Annotated in this window: 8 protein-coding genes and 1 pseudogene; 7 read left to right on the top strand and 2 right to left on the bottom strand. The window is 68.7% G+C overall.

Features of this window, described 5'->3' with window-relative positions; all coding sequences use genetic code 11:
* Positions 1-372 precede the first annotated feature (372 nt).
* The 6 genes and pseudogenes from BBK14_RS06590 to BBK14_RS06565 form a co-directional block, all read left to right on the top strand.
* Positions 373-897: pseudogene (locus BBK14_RS06590) on the top strand (integrase core domain-containing protein); the annotation flags it as partial.
* A 108-nt stretch (positions 898-1,005) separates the two neighbouring features.
* The gene (locus BBK14_RS06585) at positions 1,006-1,530 is read left to right on the top strand and encodes a 2'-5' RNA ligase family protein (RefSeq protein WP_071060299.1); all 525 of its coding nucleotides are present in this window, start codon (positions 1,006-1,008) and stop codon (positions 1,528-1,530) included.
* An 812-nt stretch (positions 1,531-2,342) separates the two neighbouring features.
* Positions 2,343-3,215 carry a UbiA family prenyltransferase gene (locus tag BBK14_RS06580; RefSeq protein ID WP_071060298.1) on the top strand — a complete coding sequence of 291 codons (873 nt, stop codon included), beginning with the start codon at positions 2,343-2,345 and terminating at the stop codon, positions 3,213-3,215.
* 263 nt (positions 3,216-3,478) lie between these two features.
* Positions 3,479-4,198, top strand: a complete 720-nt coding sequence (locus tag BBK14_RS06575) for a class I SAM-dependent methyltransferase (RefSeq protein ID WP_071060297.1) — start codon at positions 3,479-3,481, stop codon at positions 4,196-4,198.
* Positions 4,195-5,571, top strand: coding sequence for an acyl-CoA dehydrogenase family protein (locus tag BBK14_RS06570; protein WP_241831221.1), 1,377 nt, complete (start codon positions 4,195-4,197; stop codon positions 5,569-5,571). The genes BBK14_RS06575 and BBK14_RS06570 overlap by 4 nt, the downstream gene beginning before the upstream one ends.
* A gap of 164 nt (positions 5,572-5,735) precedes the next feature.
* Complete coding sequence (locus tag BBK14_RS06565; protein ID WP_241831220.1) at positions 5,736-6,674, top strand: type III polyketide synthase; 939 nt, start codon at positions 5,736-5,738, stop codon at positions 6,672-6,674.
* Positions 6,675-6,731: 57 nt separating this feature from the next.
* On the opposite strand, the gene BBK14_RS06560 is transcribed toward BBK14_RS06565, so the two are convergent.
* Positions 6,732-7,370 carry a TetR/AcrR family transcriptional regulator gene (locus BBK14_RS06560; RefSeq protein ID WP_241831219.1) on the bottom strand — a complete coding sequence of 213 codons (639 nt, stop codon included), beginning with the start codon at positions 7,368-7,370 and terminating at the stop codon, positions 6,732-6,734.
* Between the two features lie 75 nt (positions 7,371-7,445).
* Between BBK14_RS06560 and BBK14_RS06555 the strand changes: the two genes are divergently transcribed.
* Positions 7,446-7,835, top strand: a complete 390-nt coding sequence (locus BBK14_RS06555; RefSeq protein WP_071060294.1) for a Dabb family protein — start codon at positions 7,446-7,448, stop codon at positions 7,833-7,835.
* 126 nt (positions 7,836-7,961) lie between these two features.
* Here the strand turns inward: BBK14_RS06555 and BBK14_RS06550 are convergent.
* Positions 7,962-8,236 (bottom strand): transposase (locus tag BBK14_RS06550; protein WP_157904220.1); only part of this gene is annotated, 275 nt, incomplete at its 5' end.

Here is an 8,236-nt window from a genome sequence, read left to right as displayed (position 1 = left end):
CCTCCAGCCAAGGACTCGAGAATATCGCGTTGATTATCAGTTAGGATCATGTGTCCAATTTACCCACACTTTTTCCAGCCTAACAGTGGCACTGGAACGGGCATTTGTTTACGCCGCACTAGTTTGCAACTGCACATCACTTGCAACTACTGTCAGGCGCTGGCCGATCGAGGGGAGCAGACCATGGGCAGCGTCCCTGACGGCCCGGCGGCGTGCCTGCCGGCGGCAATCGAGATCATGACCGCCTACACCGACCCCGCGTTCTTCTGGACCACCGTCCAGCGGGTGATGGCGGACGGAGYCGACCGCGCCAACCCCACAGCGGCGATGGCGGAACTCGTCCTCGGCCTCGCAACCCTGTGCGGGATCACCCTCGACTGCGCCGTGATACTGCGGCGTCTGTACTGCTTGTTCGTCCTGGAGGTCGGCTCCCGCTCCGTCCATATCCTCGAGGTCACCGCCCACCCGGACGAGCCCTGGACCACCCAGCAGATCCGCAACCTTGTGATGGACCTCGGTGAGCGGGCGGTCGACTTCCAGTTCCTGATCCGCGACCGGGCCGGGCAGTTCACCGCGTCGTTCGGCGCGGTCCTCGCCGACGCCGGCATCACCACGGTCAGGATCCCGCCCCGCACTCCCCGCGCGAACGCCTACGCGGAACGGTTCGTCCGCACCGTCCGGACGGAAGCCACCGACCGGATGCTGATCTTCGGTGAACGGCACCTGCGCACCGTCCTGGCCGAGTACGCACGGCACTACAACGGACGACGCCCGCACCGCGCGCTCCGCCTTCAACCACCCCGGCCCGACCACCCGATCACCGACGTCATGACAGCACGGATCAAGCGCCGGCCTGTCCTCGGTGGCCTGATCAACGAATACGAACGAGCCGCCTAAAAGACCAGATCAACGCCGGTGGCCGAGTTCTGGCACCCCACAGGTCCATCCTGCGCGAGGTTGAGCGGTCTCGACTGCGTAACGGATGTGATCGGCTACCGTTAGATCGTGGCTCTCGGGATTTGCCTGCTCTTCGATCCCCGTGCCGACCGTGCGCTGCGAGACCTGTGGGATCGGCTCGAGGAGCGAGGCGTGCCGACGCTCCGCTCGCACACTCACCGTCTCCACCGTCCTCACCTGTCCTATGTGGTCCTGCTGCGATGGGATCTCGGCAGCGTTCAGGCCGCGATCGAGGCCCTCCCCGACCGGGGACCCATGGAGATCACCTTTGACGCGCTCGGCGCCTTCCGCCGCGGCCGCATCTCGCTCATTCCGGCCGGCCAGGCGGGACTTGTCGGCCGGCAGCAGGAGGCCGTCCGGGCCGTCCGAGCCACCGGGGCGTTCATCCACCAGCACTACGAGATCGACAGGTGGCTACCGCATTGCGCCCTCGTTCCGCGGGCCCGCCTCGCGCAGCTTCCGGTTGCCGCCGCCACCGTCTACGACGTCCTCCCGCTCGCCGCCCGGATCAGCCAAGCCGCACTCATCGACAGCACCACCGGCCAGATCTGGCCGCTCGCTTCGATCCCCTGAGGCTTCCCCGAGGATTGCGCGACGCCGTAGCCGCCCGCCGTTGTCGCGCGGCCTTTCTACGGCCGACCCTGTGGGTGCCAGGACTGGGCCGTCGGCGTTGACCGCCAGGGCCCTGACGATGCGTTCGGCGGGCGAAGTCGCCGCCCTGGAGGGCAGCCTGCGCCACCTCAGGGAACGAGCCGACCAAGCCCGCGATCGGCTGCCCGGCGTCGGCACGGCGGAAACGGTGGCGGCCGACACGTCCAGATCCGGTGTCCCGCGACCAAAGGGGCGAGCGCCCGGCCGGGCGCCGGACGAAAGGACCGAAAGATGGAATACGTGATCACGATCTTTGCGGGTCTGGGCGCTGCGACCGAGACGCGTAATCCGGAGTGGATCGCGGCATGCACCGTCGCAGCTCCCTGCGCGCGGTCGGCGGCCTGACGACTGCGCAGGTCGCTTCGACGTTCCTGGCCCGCGAATCCCGCGGCCTACCGGACGGCGGACAGGCCGCGGGTGGGTGGGTGTGGTCCGCCGTGCTCCTTCAGCCTCGACATGCACAACACAGGCAGCTTCTGCTGCCACACTTGCTGGACCGGACTGCGGTCCAGGAAAGGCTTGCGGCAAAGGCTGTTCGCCGTGATCCGCGATGCGCTGGGTCGTCATCCAGGAGTCCACGCCGCTCGATACCGGTGTGGACGTTCCACACCAAAGGGGGTCGACAAGATTCTTTCGATGAACACAGAGGCGTACCCGTGGTGTCCCAGTCGCGAAGATCGGCCGCCAATAGTTCGCTGGCCATCAACGTTACCGCGCCGGTCGAATCCGGCGGTATGGGTCTTCCGTCCGCACGATGCGGAGTGAAGCGGGTGCCCACCACTGCGACGCCTGCGGACACGGGGCGGTTCGCTGCGCTGGTGCGGGCCTGTCATCCAGAGCCGACCGCGGCGGTGACGCTCTTCGCCACCGCACTGGCGATCTCCAGCGGGCGCTCCGCCTCGGGTATCGCCGCCGTGGCGACCGCGGTCGTCACGGGGCAGTTGTCGATTGGCTGGAGTAACGACGTCATCGATCAGGAGCGCGACGCGGCGGGCGGCCGAACGGAGAAGCCGATCGCCGCCGGCGGAGTAGCGCCGGGGCCGGTCACCCTCGCCTGCGTGGTCGCGCTGGTCGCGTGCGTTCCGCTGTCCTTCGCCTCGGGTAGCCCGGCGGGCTGGACCCATCTCTGCGCAGTCGCTAGTGCATGGGCCTACAACCTGGGACTCAAGGCGACCAGACTGTCCGTCCTCCCGTATGCTCTCTCGTTCGCCCTGCTGCCGGCGTTCGTCGTACTGGGGCTTCCTGATCATCCAGCACCGCCCTGGTGGCTGCTGCTGGCGGGCGCTCTGCTCGGCTCGGGCGCGCACTTCGCGAACACCCTTCCCGACCTCGCCACCGACGCCCGGACCGGGGTGCGCGGCCTGCCGCAACACCTCGGGGCGGCCGGTTCGCGGCGGTCCGCTGCCCTCCTGCTCGCAACGGGTTCCGCTGTCGCTGTGCTGGGACCGGCGGACCTCAGCCCGTGGCGCGTCGCCATCCTGGTCGCCGTGACGGCGCTGACGGTGCTGGGTCTCCGGCTCGGCGACCGCCATGCCTTCCGGATCGCGATGGCAGTCGCCGCGCTCGACGTTGCGCTCGTTGTCGCCGCCGGCACGTACCTGACCTGATGACAGATGATCGACGAAAGGTCCATGGCCGGACGAGAAAATTTTCCGACGCGTGATTGTTGTACCGATTTCATGGAAACGGGCCGGCCCTACAGATCCGCATCATCTCTGGAACATCTCATTTAGATTCTGCCACTATTCCTTCGGGGAGCCACGTGAACAGGTCGACACACCGGCAGGAATCGATGTTTCACCCATATCGGATCGTTCCGGAATCGTGCGATCAAAGGCCCGCGGCGACGAGCCCGAACGGACGACGGCGGTTGCCGCGCCGGCGCCGCAACGATCCTGCACAGTACGACGACCTCGCCGACCAGTGGTGGCCCACTCACGGACGGTTCGCGGCGTTGCACTGGCTCGCCGAGGCGCGCGCCCGCCTCATCCCGGCCCCACCTCGCACCGGCGCCCCGCTGCTCGACCTTGCCTGCGGTGGCGGCCTGCTCGCGCGGGTGCTGACTGGCAAGCTCGCGGGATGGCGGCACATCGGTGTCGATCTATCCTCGCTGGCACTCCGCCAGGCCAGTGACCACGGCGTCGAGGCAGTCCAGGCCGACGTGACGCGCCTGCCATTCCCCGACGGCAAGTTCTCCTGCGTCGTCGCTGGCGAGATGTTCGAGCATATCGAGGATCTCGACGCGGCCTGCACGGCGATCGGGCGAGTCCTCGCTCCGGGCGGAACGTTGGTGATCGACACGCTCGCGGACACGCTGTTCTGCCGGATCGGTCTGGTGCGTCTCGCCGAGCGCCTGCCGGGTGGCCCGCCGCCTCGAATACACGATCCGCGCCTGCTGGTGTCGCCCGACCGGTTGGGCGCGGCGCTGGATCGGTACGGCATCGAGATGACTGTCGTTGGCGGCCTTCGCCCCTCGCTTCCTGACTACGTCCGTTGGCTCGTCCGTCAAGCCGACTCGGTGCGGATGGTGCCGACCGACTCCACCGCGGGTGTCTACCAGGCCGTCGGGACAAGAAGGGAACTTCGATGAGCGTTGAACGGTCCGCTGATGCGCAGGGTCGGGGCCCGTCAGCCGGTCCGCACCTCCTGGAGCCGGGCGTGCGGGAGGTGGGCATGCGGAAACCGGGCGGACACGACGCGGTACCAGCGCAATCGCGGGCACCGCGCGCCGACGGGGCGGAACTCGCCCACAGCGTCGTCGCAGCGATCGCCGGGCGCGCCGGCGACGCAGATCGTTGCGGGGAGCTGCCCGCGGCCGACCTCGACGATCTGCGCCAGGCGGGCCTGTTGGGGCTGCTCGTACCCCGGCGGTTCGGTGGTCATGGCGGCGGTTTCGCGCAGTGGGCCAATGCCGCGCGGGTACTCGCCGAAGCCAGCGGCTCGACCGCCCTGGCCCTGAACATGCACACCTCGGTCCTGGGCGCGCTGGCCGGGACTCCGGACGAGCTCGCCCGCGCGATGGGGGCGCCGGAGTCCTATTTCTCCGCGCGCGACCGGATGTTGACCCAGGCCGCCGGCGGCTCGTTCATCGCCGTTGCCATGAGCGAACGGGGCGCCGGCTCGCGACTGTCCGCGCTGCGGACCTCCTACCGCCGTGAGGGCGACGGCTACCGGATCACCGGCCTCAAGTCCTTCTGCTCGGGTGCGTCGCACGCGGACGTCTACTTCGTCGCCGCGCGCGCAGCCGAAGACCATTCCGAAGGCGAACAGCCGGACGAAGACCACCTGGCGGCTGCGGCGGGCCCAGCGACGAGAGTCAGCCATTTTCTTGTTCCAGCCGGGAACGGGGTGACCGTCGAGCCCAACTGGGACACCCTCGGCATGCGGGGTACCGGCAGCCACGACCTGCGCCTGGACGTGTGGGTTCCGGCGGACGCGCTGGTCGGYGGGCTGGAGGGGCTGAGCCTGCTGATCGCGCAGATCATGCCGCAGTGGTTGGTGGCCTCCTACGCCGCCGTCTACGCCGGGGTCGGCCGAGCCACCTTCAACGCGGGAATCGAACACGCGCGAGGCCGAACGGCAGCGGGGATACCGAAGGGCCTGGTCGGCCTTCCCGCCGTGCGGGCCCGCTTCGGTCACGCGGACGTCGCCCTCGCAGCGCTCGACGTCGTGATCGACGAGTGCGCCCGGCGGGTGGAGGCCGATCCCGGATCAGCGGCGACGAACCGGTGGGTATGGCGAGCGAAACTGCTCGCTGGGCAGACCGCGCAGGATGTGGCGGCCTCTGTCATCGAGGCGTGCGGGACTACGGTCACCCGCCGCGGCCACCCACTGGAACGGCTGTACCGGGACGCTCGGTGCGGATCTCTCCAACCCGCGACCACGGACGTGTGCGCGGACTGGTTGGGCCTCGCGGCGCTGGGAGGCGACCCGGACGCGGACGCAAACGTGGCCCGGTGGTGAGGGGGGCACAGACTCCCGACACGAGCAGGGATCCCGCGAGGAGCGCCGGGGCAGAGCCGGGCACGACAGCCGTGATCACCGGGATCGGGACAGCGTTTCCTGGGGTTTTCGACCAGCAGAGCCTGTGGGACGAGGTCTTCGACCGACGGTACCGAGGCGACCGGATGGCTCGCCGGATCTTCATGGGCTGCGGAGTCCGGACCCGGCACGGGGTGGTGGATCCGCGGCGCGAGGACATCAGCGGCTGGTCGACAGCCACCCGGATGCTGCGATACGTCGAGGACGCGCACCCCCTTGGACTACAGGCCGCCAGAGCCGCCCTGACGGACGCCGGACTGAACGCCGCCGACGTCGGGCTGTTCGTCGTCGTGTCGTGCACCGGTTACAGCACACCGGGTCTGGACATCCAGCTCGCCCGTGAGCTCGGTATGTCAGCACAGGTACGGCGGCTGCTGATCGGGCACATGGGCTGCTACGCGGCGATCCCGGGGATGGGAACCGCCGCTGACTTCGTCCGGGCCCGCCGGCAACCCGCCCTCGTACTCTGCGTGGAACTCACCTCCCTGCACATCCAGCCGGATACTCCCGAACGAGACCTGGAACAGGTGGTCGCGCACGCCCTGTTCGGCGACGCCGCCGCGGCGATCGTGCTTCAGCCCGACGCTGAGCGTGGTCTCGACGTAATCGACACCACGGCCGTGACCGCTCCAGCCAGCGAAGAACTGATGACCTGGCACGTCACCGACCATGGGTTCCGGATGGGGCTGTCCGCCAAGGTCCCCGCCGTCCTGGCGAACCACGTCGAAGAGGCGACCGCGGCACTGCTCGACCCCTTCGAACTCAAGCGGGCCGACATCCAGGGATGGGCCGTGCACCCCGGCGGGCTACGCATCGTCGACGTCGTAGAGGAGCGACTGGGTCTGGACAGGGCACAGACCGCCGCGACCCGCCAGATCCTCAACTCCCGAGGTAACTGTTCGTCGGCGACCGTGCTGCTCGTCGTCGAACAACTGCGCGATGGACTCGACATCGGCGGCACAGCGATCGGGATGGCGTTCGGTCCAGGTCTGACACTCTGCATGGCCCTACTGCGGCGCAGATAACCCTCGTTCGCAACATCCGCCGCGGACACTACGAACTGAGTCGAAAACGACTCAGGACTAGGACTCGGTGCCGAAGGCGCGGAGAAAGGTCGCGGCTGCCTGTCCGGCGACGGCCCGCAGCTCCGCTTGGGGGATCTTCCTAGTTCCCAGCCGGGAGCGGGCCTCCAGCGAGCCCGTGAGCAGGGCGCCGAACTGTTCGGCGGCGATCGCGGGGTCGCCGCCGAGATCCAGCCGGCCGGCCAGGGCCAGTCTGGCCAGCCGCGCCGCCAGTGCGTCGTTGACCCGGTCGCTCGCCCGGTCGCGGACGATGTCGAGCAGGTCCGGCATGGTCGTGATCTCCGAGTGCAGCAGCCGCCGGAGCGCCGACGAACGCTCATCGCAGTAGCACTCGGCCAGGCAACGACCGGTCTCGGTGAGCATCGCGGCCAGATCGCCCTGCTCGCGGAGCTGTTCGACGGCGGCGAGGTTACGGGCCAGCGCCTGGTCGGACAGAGCGGCGACCACCTCGCGGAAGAGGTTCTCCTTGTCCCCGAAGTGGTTGTAGAGGGTGTGCTTCGCGACCTTCGCCTCGGCGGCGATCGCGTCCATCCCCGCCGTGTGGTAGCCGTCCCGGGCGAAGATCGTGAACGCGCCGTCCAGGATCGCCTGCCGCTTGTCGATCCGGCCTCTCGCTCCGTCCGGCCTCGCTGCGCCCACCAGGCAAGGATAGCTATCGCACGCACTGGTGCGCTAAAGTGCACTCATCGGTGCATAACGAGCAGGGGAGTTTCGTTGATCGTCAACGTGCTGCGGTTCAGCTTTCGGAACGACGTCACCGAGGATGAGAAGGCGGAGGTGCTGGCCACGATGCGGCGCACGGCCTCGACCGGGTCGGTCGCGTTCGCCGCCGTCGGGCAGGATCTCGGTGACCCCGCTGAGGGATTCACCCACGCCTACCTCGCGGCGATCCCGGACCTGGACGCGCTGGAGCAGTACATGCACGACCCGGTGCATGTGAAGGGTGACGACGTGATCCTGGGGAGGCTGGCCAGGCTGTCGGCGGTGCGACTGTCCGACGATCTGGATCCCGGGCTGCATCAGGCGATCTTCGCGATGCATGCCCGGAAGGCCGCGATGTATCCGGACTGGGGCCGCGAGGTCGAAGCGCTCCTCACCGCCTAGTAGGACTTGGTTAAGTCGGGGCGAGGTCGATGTGTCGAAGGGGCGGCAGGGGCTGTCGGCAGGTCGGGCACCATCCYACCCAGCAGGCCAGCAGCACCTGGAGCTCGGCCACGACCTGGTAAAGCGTCAGGCCGTGGCCGCCGCTGGCGGGCACAGCCGCTCCAGAGTGCAGAATGCCTGCGCGACCGAGGCCAGGGTGAGGTGGCGCAGGAACCCGTGGAAGGTGCGGCCCTCGAAATGCCCGAGTCCCAGGGCGGTCTTGAGCTCGCGGTAGTCGTGTTCGACCCGCCAGCGGATCTTCGCCATCCGGACCAGGCGCCGCAGCGGGGTGCCCGCGGGCAGGGTCGACAGCCAGTACTTCGTCGGCTCGGGCTCGCCGGTGGGCCACTCGGCCAGCAGCC

It is taken from the genome of Parafrankia soli (assembly GCF_001854695.1).
GTDB classification, from domain to species: Bacteria; Actinomycetota; Actinomycetes; order Frankiales; family Frankiaceae; genus Parafrankia; species Parafrankia soli.
The sequence above is the reverse complement of the archived record's forward strand: the minus strand, read 5'-3'. Positions and strand labels throughout refer to the sequence as shown.